This is a genomic window from Prodigiosinella confusarubida (assembly GCF_002847015.1).
GTDB lineage: Bacteria > Pseudomonadota > Gammaproteobacteria > Enterobacterales > Enterobacteriaceae > Prodigiosinella > Prodigiosinella aquatilis.
On record NZ_CP025085.1, the window covers coordinates 216,528 to 232,186 of the forward strand.

At 51.2% G+C, this 15,659-nt stretch carries 16 protein-coding genes; 1 reads left to right on the forward strand and 15 read right to left on the reverse strand.

The annotated features are described in order from the left end of the window. Window positions 1–40: 40 nt before the first annotated feature. The gene (rfaH, locus tag CWC46_RS00985) at window positions 41–529 is read left to right on the forward strand and encodes a transcription/translation regulatory transformer protein RfaH (protein WP_021014032.1); all 489 of its coding nucleotides are present in this window, start codon (window positions 41–43) and stop codon (window positions 527–529) included. A gap of 40 nt (window positions 530–569) precedes the next feature. Here the strand turns inward: rfaH and hemB are convergent, their stop codons facing one another. The 15 genes from hemB to CWC46_RS01060 form a co-directional block, all read right to left on the reverse strand. Then, a complete protein-coding gene (gene hemB, locus CWC46_RS00990; protein ID WP_021014031.1) occupies window positions 570–1,592 on the reverse strand; it encodes a porphobilinogen synthase in 1,023 nt (340 codons plus the stop codon). A 16-nt stretch (window positions 1,593–1,608) separates the two neighbouring features. Further along, a complete protein-coding gene (gene tatD, locus CWC46_RS00995) occupies window positions 1,609–2,391 on the reverse strand; it encodes a 3'-5' ssDNA/RNA exonuclease TatD (protein WP_021014030.1) in 783 nt (260 codons plus the stop codon). A gap of 165 nt (window positions 2,392–2,556) precedes the next feature. Then, entirely contained in the window at window positions 2,557–3,318 is a 762-nt protein-coding gene (gene tatC, locus CWC46_RS01000; RefSeq protein WP_021014029.1) for a Sec-independent protein translocase subunit TatC, read from the reverse strand. Between the two features lie 3 nt (window positions 3,319–3,321). Next, the gene (tatB, locus tag CWC46_RS01005; RefSeq protein WP_021014028.1) at window positions 3,322–3,828 is read right to left on the reverse strand and encodes a Sec-independent protein translocase protein TatB; all 507 of its coding nucleotides are present in this window, start codon (window positions 3,826–3,828) and stop codon (window positions 3,322–3,324) included. Window positions 3,829–3,831: 3 nt separating this feature from the next. After that, entirely contained in the window at window positions 3,832–4,089 is a 258-nt protein-coding gene (gene tatA, locus CWC46_RS01010; RefSeq protein WP_021014027.1) for a Sec-independent protein translocase subunit TatA, read from the reverse strand. Window positions 4,090–4,173: 84 nt separating this feature from the next. Then, window positions 4,174–5,811, reverse strand: coding sequence for a ubiquinone biosynthesis regulatory protein kinase UbiB (gene ubiB / locus CWC46_RS01015; RefSeq protein WP_021014026.1), 1,638 nt, complete (start codon window positions 5,809–5,811; stop codon window positions 4,174–4,176). After that, window positions 5,808–6,416 (reverse strand): ubiquinone biosynthesis protein UbiJ, encoded by a 609-nt coding sequence (gene ubiJ / locus CWC46_RS01020; RefSeq protein ID WP_021014025.1) that lies wholly within the window; start codon window positions 6,414–6,416, stop codon window positions 5,808–5,810. The genes ubiB and ubiJ overlap by 4 nt, the downstream gene beginning before the upstream one ends. Before the next feature lie 14 nt (window positions 6,417–6,430). After that, window positions 6,431–7,186: a bifunctional demethylmenaquinone methyltransferase/2-methoxy-6-polyprenyl-1,4-benzoquinol methylase UbiE gene (gene ubiE / locus CWC46_RS01025; RefSeq protein ID WP_021014024.1), complete on the reverse strand. Its 756-nt coding sequence runs from the start codon at window positions 7,184–7,186 to the stop codon at window positions 6,431–6,433. Window positions 7,187–7,359: 173 nt separating this feature from the next. Beyond that, window positions 7,360–8,862 carry a DNA recombination protein RmuC gene (gene rmuC / locus CWC46_RS01030; protein ID WP_021014023.1) on the reverse strand — a complete coding sequence of 501 codons (1,503 nt, stop codon included), beginning with the start codon at window positions 8,860–8,862 and terminating at the stop codon, window positions 7,360–7,362. A 194-nt stretch (window positions 8,863–9,056) separates the two neighbouring features. Further along, on the reverse strand, window positions 9,057–10,565 hold the full coding sequence (locus CWC46_RS01035; protein WP_021014022.1) for a serine hydrolase domain-containing protein: 1,509 nt from the start codon (window positions 10,563–10,565) through the stop codon (window positions 9,057–9,059). Beyond that, the gene (locus CWC46_RS01040; RefSeq protein WP_021014021.1) at window positions 10,562–11,302 is read right to left on the reverse strand and encodes an ABC transporter ATP-binding protein; all 741 of its coding nucleotides are present in this window, start codon (window positions 11,300–11,302) and stop codon (window positions 10,562–10,564) included. The genes CWC46_RS01035 and CWC46_RS01040 overlap by 4 nt, the downstream gene beginning before the upstream one ends. After that, window positions 11,299–12,129 carry an ABC transporter ATP-binding protein gene (locus CWC46_RS01045; RefSeq protein ID WP_021014020.1) on the reverse strand — a complete coding sequence of 277 codons (831 nt, stop codon included), beginning with the start codon at window positions 12,127–12,129 and terminating at the stop codon, window positions 11,299–11,301. The genes CWC46_RS01040 and CWC46_RS01045 overlap by 4 nt, the downstream gene beginning before the upstream one ends. Beyond that, entirely contained in the window at window positions 12,130–13,032 is a 903-nt protein-coding gene (locus tag CWC46_RS01050; protein ID WP_021014019.1) for an ABC transporter permease, read from the reverse strand. It abuts the gene before it with no gap. Next, window positions 13,029–14,039, reverse strand: coding sequence for an ABC transporter permease (locus tag CWC46_RS01055; RefSeq protein ID WP_021014018.1), 1,011 nt, complete (start codon window positions 14,037–14,039; stop codon window positions 13,029–13,031). Before CWC46_RS01055 ends, CWC46_RS01050 begins: the two co-directional genes overlap by 4 nt. Then, window positions 14,039–15,634 carry an ABC transporter substrate-binding protein gene (locus tag CWC46_RS01060; RefSeq protein ID WP_021014017.1) on the reverse strand — a complete coding sequence of 532 codons (1,596 nt, stop codon included), beginning with the start codon at window positions 15,632–15,634 and terminating at the stop codon, window positions 14,039–14,041. Before CWC46_RS01060 ends, CWC46_RS01055 begins: the two co-directional genes overlap by 1 nt. Between the last annotated feature and the right edge of the window lie 25 nt (window positions 15,635–15,659).

The window sequence follows — 15,659 nt, forward strand, 5'->3', positions numbered from 1 at the left end:
TGCTATCCTCCTCAGAATAACGCAACAGAATAGTGAAATTATGGAAGTCTGGTATCTACTTTATTGTAAACGCGGTCAATTGTTACGCGCGAGATCGCACCTGGAGCGCCAGGAAGTAACGTGCCTGAGCCCAATGATTACGCTGGAAAAAATGGTGCGAGGGAAGCGTATTGAAGTCAGCGAACCGCTATTCCCCAACTATCTGTTTGTGGAGTTCGATCCCGAACGGATTCACACCACAACCATCAGCGCGACACGTGGTGTAAGCCATTTTGTTCGTTTTGGTGCATTGCCGGCCACTATTCCGCAGAATGTGATCGACGAACTGTCTCAATATCAAATCCAGATTTTGACTGACCCGAAAACACCGCAACCCGGCGATCAGGTAATGATTATGGAGGGCATATTCAGTGGGCTGCAGGCTATCTATACCGAACCTGATGGAGAAGCACGTTCTATGCTACTGCTTAATCTGCTGAACAAACAGGTCAAGCAGAGCATTGATAACCGGCAATTCAAAAAGATTTAGGCCGCCAGAGGCACGTTGACTCTGACGGTACATCAAACAATTAGCGTTCCAGATGCTGATCACGTAACCACTGTGCCACTCGCTTGGCAAAGTAAGTCAATACACCGTCAGCGCCTGCCCGTTTAAAACACAACAGTGATTCCATTACCAACGGCTGCTCCTGCAGCCACCCATTCTGGATCGCTGCCATCTGCATGGCATATTCCCCTGAAACCTGATAAGCAAATGTGGGAACACCAAACGTATCTTTCACACGGCGGACCACATCCAGATAAGGCATACCCGGTTTTACCATTACCATATCGGCCCCTTCCTGCAGATCCTGGGCGATCTCCTGCAATGCTTCATCACTGTTAGCCGGATCCATCTGGTAGGTTTTTTTATTGCTACCTTTCAGATTACCTGAGGAACCCAATGCATCACGAAAAGGCCCGTAGTAACAGGAAGCATATTTAGCGGAATACGCCATAATCTGGGTGTTAAACAACCCTCGTGTTTCCAGGGTTTCACGAATAGCACCGATACGCCCATCCATCATATCGCTGGGTGCCACAATTTCAGCACCCGCTTCAGCATGGGATAATGCCTGACGAACCAGTATCTCTTTGGTGATGTCATTGACCACATAACCCTGTTCGTCAATGACGCCATCCTGACCGTGAGTGGTGTAAGGATCGAGTGCCACATCAGTCAGTAGACCTAATTCAGGAACCGCATCTTTGAGGGCGCGTACCGTGCGTTGAACCAACCCATCAGGGTTATATGATTCCTCTGCGTGAAGTGATTTTTTATCCGCCTCAATCACTGGAAATAATGACAGGACAGGTATACCCAGTTTGGCGATGATCTCTGCTTCTTTCACTACTTCATCTATTGTCAGCCGATAGACTCCCGGCATGGAAGGGACTTCCTGTCGGTCATGATTTCCCTCCATGACAAACACGGGATAGATCAGATCATTCACGGTTACCTGATGTTCAGCCACCAGGCGACGACTGAAATCATGACGACGAATACGGCGCATCCGCCGTCCGGGAAACGTACCGGGAAAAGCATTGCTCATATATTATTCTCCTGAATCAGGCCAGCCGGAAAACCCGGCGGGCGTTTTCATCTACTCTCTCCCCCAGCAGGCTGGCATCCTGATCGCGCCAGGTCGCCACCTGACGGACAATATGTGGGAGAAAGCAGGGTTCGTTACGGCGGGATGCAGGTTTAGGATGTAAATCCCGGGGTAACAAATACGGTGCATCGGTTTCAAGTAATAGCCGATCATCGGGGATATATTCCAGCAAAGCACGCAATTCCAGGCCACGACGCTCATCACAGACCCAACCCGTGATCCCCACCATCAATCCAGCATTCAGACAATCGTCCAGTTCATGACGAGTACCCGTAAAGCAATGCACAACGGCCGCAGGAAGCTTATCCAACCAGGGAGTCAACAGACTGATAAAGCGTGAATGGGCATCGCGGCAATGTAAAAACACTGGCAATGATCGTTCCGCCGCGATTGCCAGTTGAGCGGTAAAAGCACGCTCCTGCTGTGATGGAGTAGAGAAGTTACGATTAAAGTCCAAACCACTTTCTCCTACTGCCACAACCTTGTCACGCAGTGTCAAACTGTAAATCTGTTCTGCCACCACGTCTGTCCAGGTGCTCGCCTCATGGGGATGAACGCCCGACGTAGACCAGCAATAATCAGGAAAAATAGTCGTCAGCGCGGCGGCATGTTCACTGTCTGATGCATTACTCCCAGTCACTAACAACCCGGTAACTCCAGCCTGCCGAGCCCGAATAATGACCTGTTCTCGGTCCTTGGCAAACTGAGAACTGGTAAGGTTGACACCAATATCAAACATCCTCTCCACCTCGTTTCTGTTCCCAGAACATCAGGGATGATGAAAAAAACGAAACCTCTCATCGAGAGGTATGCTGACGAGAACGATGTTTGCGGTCTTAAAATAGGGCAACATGATTAATCAGTCAGACAAGGCCCGGTAAGATAAATTACCGGGCTGGTAAAATTACTGTGAAGAGTCTTCGGTGGTGGCGTTATCCTGACGGCGTCCCTTACCAACATAAAACCGGGAGCAAAATATACCGACTTCAAACAACAGATACATGGGGATCGCCAATAGTGTCTGGGATAAAACATCTGGTGGAGTCAGCAACATACCGACGACAAAAACCCCTACCAGCACATAAGGACGTTTCTTCTTCAGGTCCTGAGGCGTAATCACACCACTCCAGCACAACAGAACTATCGCCACCGGAACTTCAAATGACACACCAAATGCCATGAACAATGCCATGACAAAATCAAGGTAGTTATTAATGTCGGTTGCGATCATGACCCCTTTCGGTGCCGTATGGGCGAAAAAACTGAACGCCAGCGGGAATACCACAAAGTACGCAAATGCCATACCCAGATAAAACAACAAACTGCTGGAAATCAACAGTGGAACCATCAGACGGCGTTCATGCTTATACAACGCCGGTGCGACAAATGCCCACACTTGATACAACACTAACGGAGCCGCCACGAATACCGAAATAATCATGGTAAGTTTTATCGGCGTAAAGAAAGGCGATGCCACATCAGTAGCAATCATGCTCGCGCCAGCAGGAAGCTGTTTGATCAATGGAGCAGAGACAATCTGATAAATGTCATTAGCAAAATAGATCAACGCCAAGAACACGACCAGCACACAGATAATGCTATTTATTAACCGCTTTCTCAGCTCGATCAGATGGCTAATCAGCGGTTGTGTTTCATCAACGGCCATACACTAATGATCATCACCTAGTTGAGAAGTGGGAACCGCAGCAATTTGCTCAGGTTTTATTTTTTTATCGGACTCAGGTACTACTGTATCTGGCATGTTTTCCAATGGCGGAGTTATCACAGGAGTAACCGGTGTCTCTTCCTGTTCTACAACCCCGTCATAGATGACTTCAGGATCGTTCGGCGACTCCACAGGAACCGTATGCTCAGGTTTGGCAACATAGCTGCGTTTCATGGCTTCGGCGGCTTCTTTCAGTTCATCCATGGAAGCTTTAAGCTCTGGAGATAAATTACTCAGGCTACTGGCCTGCTCTACTTTTTTCAGGCTGTCCTGCAATTCCTGCAACTTCAATTCCTGTGATAACTCATTTTGTACGGTAGAAGCCAATGAGCGCAGTGTTCTGATCCAACCGGCAACCGTTCTTACTGCGATAGGCAATCTCTCCGGCCCCAAGACTACCAGGCCGATTATCATCACCAGCAGCAGTTCACTAAACCCGATATCAAACACAGATTACACCTGTTCTTTATTCTTGCTCTTCTCTTCCTGCTTGGCTTCCGGCTTTTGATCCGCAATGGATTTAGTCGCAAAGTCAGCATCTTGCTGTGTTTTTTCGTCGTCGGCAGATGACGGCTCTTCACTGATAGCTTTTTTAAAGCCCTTAATGGAAGCACCGAGATCTGATCCCAACGTTCTCAGCTTATTGGTGCCAAACAACAACACCACGATGACCGCGATGATCAACAAACTAGGAATACTAATACCGCCCATAACGCTTTACCTCTTTATACAAGGGATAACTATCAAGATCACCACTATTATAAACGGTAATCATGCTACTGATTATGATCTTATTCAACGAGTACAACGCCAACCAATCAACCAGGCAACAACACCTGCGGCTATCAAACCTGCAGGTACAATATCCGCTTCAACATGACTGGCTAACAGCAATGTCCCACTGATTAACAGTGCTGCCCCCACACCTAGCAAATAACGGGATTGACCATGACGAACCCGTTGGACATGTAGTTCATTGGCAAGTTGCTCCATACTCTGCCGCAACATCTTATGTTGCCTTAATCCGTCATAAAACAATTCCGGAATTTCAGGCAATTTTTCCGCCCAAAATGGTGCTTTTTCTTTAAATGCACGCAACATCGCAGGTAATCCGACCTGATCTTTCAGCCAGGTTTCCAGAAAAGGCTTGGCGGTTTTCCATAAATCTAACTGAGGATAAAGCTGGCGTCCTATCCCTTCAATATAAAGTAATGTTTTCTGGAGTAATACCAGTTGCGGCTGCACTTCCATATTGAAGCGACGCGCCGTATTAAAGAGGTTCAATAATACATGGCCGAATGAAATTTCCGCCAACGGCTTTTCAAAAATGGGTTCACAAACAGTACGAATAGCGAACTCAAACTCTTCCACATTGGTATCCGCAGGAACCCAGCCAGAGTCCACATGCAGTTCAGCAACCCGACGGTAGTCTCGGTTGAAAAAGGCAATGAAGTTTTCCGCCAGATACCGCTTATCTTCCTTGTTAAGAGAACCGACGATGCCGCAATCAATACCAATATATTGCGGATCTTCAGGATGTTCATAGCTGATAAAGATATTGCCCGGATGCATATCCGCATGGAAGAAACTGTCCCGAAAAACCTGAGTGAAAAATACTTGCACACCACGTTCAGCCAGCAAAGGCATGTTAACACCGTGCTTCTTGAGCGCATCCACATCAGAAACCGGAATACCGTAAATACGCTCCATAACCAACACGCGTTCGGTGCAGTAATCCGAATAGATCTCCGGTATGTAAAGCATAGGACTATTGATAAAGTTGCGTCGCAGTTGGATGGCGTTTGCTGCTTCACGCAGCAGGTTCAGTTCATCCAAAAGCGTTTTTTCATATTCACGTATGACTTCACGTGGTCGCAGACGACGGCCATCCGATAACAAAATTGGCAACCAGCTAGCCAGCCGATTCATTAGGCGCATATCGGCTTTAATCACTGGCAGGATGTCCGGGCGAATCACTTTAATCACAATATCTTTGCCCGATGTTTTCAGTTTAGCCGTATGCACCTGAGCAATGGATGCCGAAGCCAGTGGGATCGAGTCAAAATCATCAAACCAGGTTTCCAGCGATCCGCCCATTGACGCTTCAATCTGCTTACGAGCCAGAGCACCATCAAAAGGCGCTACCCGATCCTGCAACATTGCCAGTTGATCAGCGATAGCAGGTGGAAACAAATCCCGTCGAGTAGACATCATCTGCCCGAACTTAATCCACACTGGCCCGAGATCCTGTAATGCCAGACGCATACGCTCCCCTAACGGCATATCTTTATGACGGTTAGGCAACCAGAACAGGAAATAACGACCCAAACGAAGAGGGAACGTCAGGCGTATCCGCGGAATCAATTCATCCAGTCCATAACTCAATAGTACACGGATAATTCGGTAAAGGCGGACCAACTCTCCTGGCGTCATTGAGATCTCTCCAGCTTTGCCAACCTTTCGGTTAATGCACTCACAGATTGCTCCAATGCAGTCACTTCATCCTGGAACCAGAGACCTTCCAGCTTGCCTGGTACCAGGCGCCACTCTTCTGTGAGCGTTTCAGATAAATAATGCTGCTGACGGCACAGCGTACGAGTCAATGTCCCTACCGTTTTGTGTGCAGCCTGGCTCAATCCTTCTGCCACAACGTCACCAAGATAAGGCGCTAGCCATTCAGCAGGATCGAACTCTGCCAGATCCAGCAACCCGATAAATTGTTGGATGACCTGAATATCACCTTCTACTATCAGTTCACCACTGCGCATCAACGCGGAAAGGTGTTGGCGATCACGCAATTTCATCAAAGCGGATAGCCGGGTTTGCAAATGGCAATCAGGCACATCATCCCATTGACTCACGATATCCAGGTGATGCTCAGTAAAAACCAGCACCAGCGGTGTGCTTAGCTCGGCGACGTCAATACACAGCGTTTTCCCATGCAAACGTTGACGTGCGGCCTTCATACTCCGGTCACGAAACAATAGCTGATTAAACGCCGTTTCCAGCGCAGCGATCAGTACAGGCATTAACAGCATTGGTATTCCCAAACTCAGAATTTAAAACCGCGATGTAATGCAACAACTCCACCGGTCAGATTAAAATAATTGACGTTGTCAAATCCCGCGTCACTCATCATGTTTTTCAGCGTTTCCTGATCCGGGTGCATCCTGATAGATTCTGCCAGATAACGATAGCTATCGGCATCACTTGCCACCATTTCGCCAATACGAGGCAGTATGTGAAAAGAGTAGGCGTCATAGACCTTACTGAGCATTTTCACTGTCGGCTTGGAAAATTCCAGCACCAGTAAACGGCCACCAGGTTTCAGCACGCGATACATGGAGCGCAACGCCTTCTCTTTGTCAGTGACATTGCGCAGGCCGAAAGCAATGGTAATACAGTCAAAAAAATCATCTGGGAAAGGCAAGGCCTCTGCATTGGCCTGGACATAATCAACATTGCCAATCACGCCGTTGTTACGCAGCTTTTCACGACCAACCTTCAACATTGAAGCATTGATATCCGCCAGTACAACCCCACCGTCATCACCGACCAGACGTGAGAATTTGGCAGTCAAGTCTCCAGTACCGCCGGCAAGATCCAGCACATGCTGACCGCGCCGCACGCCACTGCACTCAATGGTGAATCTTTTCCAGACACGATGAATACCAAAAGACATCAGGTCATTCATCAAATCATACTTTGTAGCCACAGAATGAAAAACGTCGGCGACCATGCCTTCTTTTTCTTCTTTCGCTACAGTGCGAAAACCAAAATGTGTAGTTTTCTCTGAATTGTCTACCATGTTATCCGCCTACCATTCAGTCAAAATTTGGATCTACCTACTAATGGGGAGAGTGTAACAGACCCAAGTTAAAAGCTACCGTCCTTATTTACCGATATACCGAGAGAAGTGAAAGCGCCGTATACCTACCACATAAAGGATGCTGGAACAGTTTATACCAGTACAGCAGCGACTTACGCTGGTTTTTCATCAACGGGCTCGTCGTCCTCGACAATCGGGTGATACTCCACATTGACTGACTCGGCATCGTCAATCAACGATGCGTTAATAGGCCGTTTTATTTCTACGCCCAATGCCCGGAAACCTTCCGCCTGATTAATCAGATTTCCGCGGCCTGAAGAGAGTTTTTTCATGGCCTGACGATAACTTCCCTGTGCTTTTTCCAGGCTTTGCCCCAGTGATGACATATCGTCAACGAACAGGCGTAGCTTGTCGTACAACCGGGAAGCTCGCTCGGCGATCTGTTGTGCATTGCGGCTTTGTTGCTCGTAACGCCATAAATTATTAATCGTCCGCAACGCTACCAGTAAGGTAGTAGGACTGACCAGCATAATATTATGTTTAAGCGCTTCGGTGATAACATCTGGCTGGCGATTAATAGCGACCAGGAATGCGGGTTCCACCGGAATGAACATCAATACATAATCCAGCGAGCGCAATCCCGGTAATTGTTGATAATCTTTGTTACCCAAAAGACGGATATGACTGCGGATTGACACCAAATGCTCATTGAGTGCGGCGGACCGTTCGATCTCATCATCGCTGTTAAAGTAACGTTCATAGGCCACCAACGACATTTTGGCGTCAATGACCACATCTTTACCATGTGGCAGGCGCACGATGACATCCGGCTGTAAACGTGAGTGAGTGTCGGTCTGCACACTGACTTGAATTTGATATTCATGCCCTTCGCGCAGCCCGGAACTTTCCAGCACCCGGCTCAACACCACCTCACCCCAATTTCCCTGTGTTTTGTTGTCACCTTTCAGTGCGTTGGTCAGGTTAACCGCTTCCTGTGTCATTCGGGCATTAAGTTGTTGCAGATTACGGATCTCATGCGCCAGCGTATGGCGTTCCCGGGCTTCGGAACCGAAGCTTTCCTGCACCTGACGACGAAATCCATCCAGTTGTTCCCGCAATGGTGTCAGCAAACGATCCAGACTCTGTTGATTCTGCTGATCGACCTTACGGCCACTGTGCTCAAAAATTCGGTTGGCGAGGTTTTCAAATTGAGTGGAGAGACGCTGCTCACTGTTGGTCAGCAAGCGCTGCTTTTCTTCAGCCGCCAGACGCGTCTCTTCCAGGCGGATAGTCACTTCCCGTAATTCAGCTTCTTGTGCGCCATTGGCCTCCCGAAGCGCCCGCAGTTCCTGATTAAGCTGCTCACATTCCTGGCGCAGTTCCACCAGTTGCTGCAACTTCTCCTGGCTGGCTGCCAGTTGCCCATGCAGTGTTCGCAATTCCATTTCCTGCTGACCAAGTCGCTGCTGATCCTGTTGCCTGGCCTGCTGGCTCTCATTTAAAGACTGACGGGCCTGTTCCAACGCTTGTGCCAACAAACGCTGCTCTGTTTCAGATCGCGCCTGCCGCTGTTGCTGAAGCAAACCCGCAATGAGCCAACCTAGTAGCAAGCCTGCTGCTACGCCACCAATACCATAAAATAGAGAGATATCCACACGGCCTCCGCTTTACCTCGCTGCTGCCCGTCAAGGTAAATTGATACTGTATGGATGTCCAGAAGGAATTGGACAGATACGTCAAGCGGTGGGAGGCGGCTTCAGAAATCCACTGCATTAAAGACGTTCGCGTTGCAGTCAGTCCCCGGTTATTGCACAACACATTATCAGACCACGCTATGCACGGTTAATCATCAGCGCTCGTATCTCACGACTCGACTGCGATTAAGCAGCAACTGTAGTTGATCACCATCCAGATAGAGGCCAAACCGCTTCTCCCACGGGCCATCCTGCGCGATGGCACGTCCCCGGCCTTGACCGAGGGATTTGAGTGTGGCGGTAATCACTGCCGGGCCAATACCCATGACCAATTGGTCGCCATCAATCACCAGTTCACTGCGGGTGTCTGCCAGCCGCCAGCATCCCTGAATGTGAGATAAGCTGTCATCAGCCGTCGCCGGGACAAAACGGCGTGGTGCATGACCAATTTCACCCTCAATCGCCATACCATTTTGTCGAAGACGCATCGGTAAATGGCTGGAAAGGGATATTGCCACTTCGGGCTGCCCACTGTGATACAGCGTTTCTGCGGCCCCCAGCCAACAGGCACTTTTCTCGTTGATCTCCAGCCAATCGCCGCCCTGTTCCGCCACGTAAAGACCGGGAGTCAGCGAATGGCCTTGCTGCGGCAACGGCTGATCCAGCAGCGCCGCCATAACACGCATCGCACTATCGTAGGTCGTGACATCCTCGCGGTTGGCAACCAGTGTGACACCGACTTGTCGCACCGGGTCGAGCAGGAAATAACTTTTGTAACCCGCATGAGAACCACCGTGCCCGACCAGCAATGCATCGCCGACCCGGCTGTGGGTAATGCCCAGCCCATAACCGGTAATCCGGCCATCATTCATCCGGCGTGGTTGCGTCAAGCGGGACAATACGCCGTCGCCGGGACCCGAGTTCATCAGCAGCGATTGCAGCCAGACCGTCAAATCCTGCACGCTGCCAGCGACACAACCGGACGACGACAGATGCAAACCTGCGCTGGCAAGCTGCCAGCCCGTTGCGCCTTGCCAATACCCCGGCATCAGGCCAGGGACAATATCAAACCAGGTTTCTGGCGCATGAAGTTGAATACCCAAGGGTTCACACACTTGCTGGCGTAATAGATCAGCGAAGTAAATACCTTTGGCTTTTAGCGCTTCCTCTACCAATCGATAACCCGTGTTGGAGTAGGAAATCTCGCTGCCCGCTGGGTAGTTGAGTGAGCCCCATTGTGTCAAAAAATCCAGCAGATCTGCCGCCGAGGTCGTGTTGTAAACGGAAAGTCCCAGCAATGACAAGGTTTCCCGCACATCCGGTAGACCGGAGGTCATATCCAGCGCCTGACCTACCGTGACGTTACCGTTATCACCACGCAGTTGTGGCAAATGCTGGTTCAAGGTATCGGTGAGGGAAATAGCATGGCTGGCGGGGCCGGTGACCATGGCGGCAAACAGATGCTTGGTCACGGATGCGAAACGCACCACACTGTGGGGGGTAAACGGCGCCTGCTGCGCCAAATCCGTCAGGCCGCCACAACATACGGACTGAATCTGTTTGCCATCAAACAGAGCGATAGCACCGCCTGGCTGTGCGCCTTGATTCCAGGCGTGGGTCAGCGACTGGGCCACATCGATGGCGCGCTGCCAATGCAGTGTCATACTGGCTCCTCCAGTGTCATACTTAAATCATACAGCTCAGCCGTGTGAGGATGCCGAATACGTCGCGCACGTAAGTCATCGGCACTGAGCTGTTCCACCATTTCGCCGTTCTGCATCACCCCGATACGCTGGCAAAGATGCGAGACTACCGCCAGATTATGACTGACCATAATGTAGGTCAGTTTTCGCTCCGCTCGCAGGTCGGTAAGCAGATTGAGAATTTCCGCCTGCACCGACACATCCAGCGCGGACGTCGGCTCATCCAGCAGTAATACTTCAGGTTCGGCGATTAACGCCCGGGCAATGGCGACACGTTGGCGTTGCCCACCGGACAGCTGATGTGGAAAACGAAAACGTACCGCAGACGGTAATCCTACTTCGTCCAGTGCCTGCGTAATGCGTTGTTCAGCACGATCAACACGATGTATCAACAACGGTTCATGCAAAATACGGTCAATCGTCTGGCGTGGATGCAGAGAACCATACGGGTCCTGAAATACCATCTGCACCTGACGAAAGAACGTCCGGCCGCGATGCGCGGATAACGCCATGCCACCAAAGGTAATGGTGCCGCTCCAGTGGTTATTCAGCCCCGACAACGCCCGCAAAATAGTGGATTTACCGGACCCACTTTCACCAACGATGCCAAAGCTGGCCCCGCTCGCCACCTCAAATGAGACGCCTTTTACCACCGCTATAGACCCAAATGAGATGCGCAAATTCTCTAACTTAATCATGCATCCCTCCAGGCAATATCACGTTTCATCACCGGCAACCGTTCCCGTGGATGCGAGAGCGAGGGCAAGCACTCCAGCAATCCGCGCGTATACGGATGTTGTGCCTGTTGCAGTTGATTGGCGGCCAACATTTCCACGATCCGCCCGGCATACATCACTGCCACCCGATCACAAAAATGCGACACCAATGGCAGATCGTGACTGATCAGGATCAGCCCCATCCCTCGCTGCGACACCAGATCGTCGATCAGCCGCAGGATCTCCGCCTGCACCGTGGCATCCAACGCACTGGTAGGTTCGTCAGCAATCAACAGCTCCGGGTCAGGCGCCAACATCATGGCGATCATCACCCGTTGGCCCATCCCACCGGATACTTCATGCGGGTAACTGCTGGCCACTCGCTCCGGATCACGGATACGCACTTGCGCCAACAGATCCACCGCCGCGTCCATCGCTGCACGCTTGCTGCCGCCTTTGTGTTGCCGCCACGACTCTGCCACCTGCTGGCCAATAGTCATCACCGGATTCAGCGAATATTTCGGGTCCTGCAAAATAAAACCTACACGCCTGCCACGAATCTGGCACAGCGTTTTTTCACTGGCGCCACGCAGATCGATGCCATCAAAGCTGAGCTTATCGGCCTGTATCCGCGCATTACCCGGCAGCAATTGCATCAGACTACGTGCCGTCAGCGATTTACCGGAGCCACTTTCTCCAACGATGGCAAACTTTTCTTTGCCGACATTCAGCGATACGCCGCGTACCGCTTCAAAGGTTTCTGCCCGATGGGTAAAGGCGATACGCAGATTTTCAATTTCCACCAGCATTTAGCGCTCCTTGGGATCCAGCACATCGCGCAGACCGTCGCCCAGAAAATTAAACGCCAGCGAGGTCAGAAAAATAGCGATACAAGGCATCAGCGGCACCCACCATTCGGTGAACAGAAAACGACGGGCGGTAGCAATCATCGTGCCCCATTCCGGCGAGGGCGGCTGCGCGCCCATGCCGAGAAAACCAAGACTGGCGGCGGTGATAATAATGGAACTCATATCCAGCGTGATGCGCACAATCAGGCTCGGCAAACACAACGGCATGATATGGCGCAGAATAATGCGCATCGGTGTTGCCCCAGTCAGGCGGTTGGCAGCGATAAAATCGCTGTAGCGGTACTGCATCGTTTCGGCGCGCGCCAGTCGGGCATAGGGTGGCCAGGCCGTGAGCGCTATCGCCAGAATCGCACTTTCCACACCGGGTTTAAGCGCCGCGACAAATGCCAGCGCCAGCACCAGCCGGGGAAATGACAAAAAGATATCCGTCAAACGCATCAGAATCTTATCCAGCCAACCCCCGATGTAACCAGCGATACACCCCACCAGCAATCCAATAGGCGCGGTGATGGTCACAACGGCGATCACCATCCCCAGAGTGGTGCGACCACCATACAAAATACGGCTGTACACATCGCGTCCCAGTTCGTCCGTACCCAACCAATGTTGGACAGAAGGCGCCGCTAACCTGTTGGACAGGTCCTGAAAGCCGGGGGAATACGGTGTCAGTAACGGCGCAGCCAGCGACAGCAACAACACCGACACGATAATCATCAAACCTACCATCGCCAATGGGTTGGTGCGCAATCCCAGCCATAGCCGATAGCGTTGTCCCCACACCGCCTGACGGCGTGTGGTTGGCGTTTCGTCGAGCAACCAGGCTCGTGAGACAAAAGAAGTCATGTTACGCGGGGATCCAAAAGTCGATAGAGAATATCAGCCAGCAAATTGAGCAGTACGTAGACTGCTCCCACCAACAGCGTGGCACCGACTACCGGATTCATGTCAGCATTCAACAATGCGGTCGTAAGATACTGGCCCAGACCCGGCCAGGAAAAGACGTTCTCGGTCACCACCGCACCTTCCAGCAGACTGGCATAGGTCAACGCCAGCACCGTTACCAATTGCACCGCCACGGTGGGAAACGCGTGTCGCCAAATCACCCGGCGCGACGACAGCCCTTTTGCGCGCGCCGTAGTGATGAACTCACCGCTGAGCGCATTCAACATAAAAGTACGTGTCATACGCGTGATGTACGCCATGCTGAAGTACGCCAGAATCAATACCGGTTGCACCATATGTGCCAGCGCATCTTTAAAGGCGTCGATATCCCCGGCCAGCAGGGAATCCACGGTCAGCAACCCGGTGACCTGCGGTACCATATCTTGAAAAATAATGTCCTGACGACCCGGTCCCGGCGCAATACCCAGTACGGCATAGAAGATAAGCAGACTGAGCAGCGCCAGTATGAAGACAGGTAATGAATGTCCGGCCAGACAGATGACCCGGATAGTCTGATCCAGCCAACTGCCCTGCCGTACTGCCGCCCATACGCCCAGCGGAATGCCCACCAGGGCCGCGATGATAATGGCGGCGGTCGCCAGCTCAAGCGTGGCGGGAAAGTAACGGAAAATGTCATCCGTAACAGAGTTGGACGTAAGAATGGAACGCCCCAGATCGCCGTGCAATAGTTGGTTGATATAGTGGCCGTATTGCATCCAGATTGGTTGATCCAGCCCCAGCTCCTGACGCGCCCGCTCTACCACGGGTTGCGGGGCGTTATCTCCCAGCATTGCCAGTACCGGATCGGTCGGCATCACCCGACCAATACAGAACGTCAGGATGGAAAGCCCCAACAACGTCAGGGCCAGACTACCGAGCGTACTGAAAAAACGCGTCAGTATCCGCATCAGGCTTTCTTCACCAATTGATAAGGGCTTTTACGTAATACAGACATCTGTATACCACTGACGTTTTTACCGCTGGCGATATTCATCTGTTCCTGCATCATCATCACGAACGGGCTGTGCTCACGGTGTTCACGCTGGATGGTTTCATACAGGGCAATACGCTTGGCCGGATCGGTTTCGTGCAATGCCTGTTCCGTCATCTCATTGAATTTTGCATCAGACCAGCCACAACGCCATGCCAACGTACGATTGCGGGCACCATCGCTGTTATCCGTGTTGACACAAAATGCTTCGGTATTGGAATTAGGATCGAAGTAATCCGCTCCCCATACGGTCATCGCCAACTGATGCTGACGGGCGCGCATTTTGGTGAGCACCTGACGGTTTTCCGCCGCAATCAGTTTCACTTTGATGCCAATCGCACCCAGTTGAGTCTGCACCGCCTGCGCAATATCCGGATACGGCTGTGGTGAGTAGTGATCCAGCGTGATTTCAAAACCATCCGGATAACCTGCTTCCGCCAGCAATGCTTTGGCTTTGGTCACATCCAGATGGAATGGCGTATCAGCCAGTGCCGACGGAAAACCGCGTGGCAGGAAGCTTTGATGTACTTTGTGCGTCATCGGCACAATGTTCTGCTGGATACTGTCATAATCCAGCGCCCATTTGATCGCCTGCCACACCTGCGGTTTTTTCAGCAATTCGTTAGTGGTATTGCAGGAAAGAAACATCACGCTGGATACAAGTTGCTGCACCAAATGGTAATGGCTGTCATTGAGGAGCGGGCGGATCTGCTCAGTAGTAAGATTACGGGCGATATCCACATCCCCTTTCTGCAACATCAACAACTGCGCCGAAGGGTCGACGATGTGTTTCATGATGATGCGTTTGATTGGGTTCTTGGACGGGAAATGCGGATTCTTCTTCAAAATCACGCTCTCGCTGGCTTTCCAGCTCACCAGTTCAAAGGGACCGGAACCGGCGCTATTAAGCTTCAGCCACTGGTTACCCAAATCGTTGCCCTGCTGGTTAGCCAGCGCGGCCTTTTTCTGCACAATACTGCCAACTGGCGCGGACAGGCAGTACAGCAGGAAGGATTCCGACGCCGGTTGATCCAGATTAATCACCAGCGTATGTGTGTCAGGAGCCGTAACATGCTGCTCAACGTTGTCTTTGGTGAAACCGAACTGATTGATGATAAATGCCGGGCTTTTATCCAGTTTTACTGCACGTTGCAGTGAAAAGGCAGCATCTTCCGCTGTCACCGGGCTACCATCGGAGAACATCGCTTTGGGATCGATATGAAAGGTAAACGTCTTGCTGTCGTTACTGACTTCCCAATCGGTGGCCAGCTCACCTTGCACCTCCTGCGGATTGCCCGGATTTGGCATCACCAATCGCTGATAGAGATTGCCGCTGATTTCAGAACCCGTCGCTTCAAAGCCCTCTTGTGGGTCGAGGCTGGTCATATTATCAAGCTGCATCGCCATCACCAGAATAGAAGGTGGTGTGGCGGCAAAAGCGGAATTGAGGCTAAGGTAAGAGAGAAAAGGCACAGCGGTACATCCGGCAAGAAAACGTCTTCTGGTAACCATGAATCCCCCAAGTGATTGATATATA